Origin of the sequence: Acinetobacter lwoffii (assembly GCF_024129355.1) — a bacterium.
GTDB classification, from domain to species: domain Bacteria; phylum Pseudomonadota; class Gammaproteobacteria; order Pseudomonadales; family Moraxellaceae; genus Acinetobacter; species Acinetobacter lwoffii_I.
The window spans coordinates 1-376 of sequence record NZ_JAMXXP010000105.1 but is presented as its reverse complement, the minus strand read 5'-3'; the positions used below and the strand labels follow the sequence as shown (position 1 = coordinate 376).

Genomic DNA, 376 nt, shown 5'->3' with positions numbered 1-376 from the left:
GCTGAACTGCTCGTATTTGCAGGGTTTTGGCATCTATACCAATATGTAGTTTACGCCATTGGCGACGATATTCAGGTCCATGTTTCTTGCGCTTCCATTCGACCTCACCTAGAAACTTCATGCCTGTAGAGTCCATGAGTAGATGTAGCCCATCTCTACTTTTTTGGTAGCTGATTACAATATCAATATGCTTTTGTCTTCTACATATGGTCGAATAATCTGGGGCCGTCCCATTTAAGCCAGAGAGTTTAATCAGACTTTGCACAAAGCCAGTAACCATACGTAAAGACAGACGGAATAAGGATTTAATCATTAAGCAGCATTGGATGGCTGCGTCGGAGTAGGTTTGATTTCGCCCTTGTTTGCCTTTTGATGG

1 protein-coding gene is annotated in these 376 nt (G+C 42.8%); it reads right to left on the bottom strand.

Annotated features, from left to right (window positions below):
* A partial coding sequence (locus NI468_RS16190; RefSeq protein WP_253102648.1) for an IS5 family transposase occupies positions 1–376 on the bottom strand: 376 nt, incomplete at both ends.